A 409-nucleotide genomic window follows, 5' to 3' on the forward strand; every position below is an offset into this window, starting at 1 on the left:
ATTGGCGATGTCGCCGATCACTTCCACCTGTGGGAAGTACACGGCGTCGACTTCGGCGGCGCGGAAGTTGATGTGGATGACCTCGGTGCCACCACGAACCATGAAGAACGGCGGCTTCTCGATCACGTCGTGGCCGATGTTGATGATCAGGTCGGCGGCTTCGATTGCACGGTGTACAAAATCACCGGACGACAGCGCAGCATTACCGAGGAAGCAGGGGTGGCGCTCATCGACTACACCTTTGCCCATTTGGGTGGTGATGAACGGGATCCCAGTCTCGTCGATCAATTGCTTGAGGACTTTGGCGGTCATCTTGCGGTTGGCGCCGGCGCCAATTACCAGGATCGGGCTGCGGGCGCTCTGCAGCTTCTCAACCGCCGCTTCGACTGCCTTGTGCTCGGCTAATGGT

The 409-nt window shown here is 59.2% G+C and carries 1 pseudogene; it reads right to left on the reverse strand.

The features are described 5' to 3' along the window. Positions 1 to 409 (reverse strand): annotated as a pseudogene (locus DM373_RS28490) (acetolactate synthase large subunit); the annotation flags it as partial.

It is taken from the genome of Pseudomonas sichuanensis, assembly GCF_003231305.1.
Taxonomy (GTDB): domain Bacteria; phylum Pseudomonadota; class Gammaproteobacteria; order Pseudomonadales; family Pseudomonadaceae; genus Aquipseudomonas; species Aquipseudomonas sichuanensis.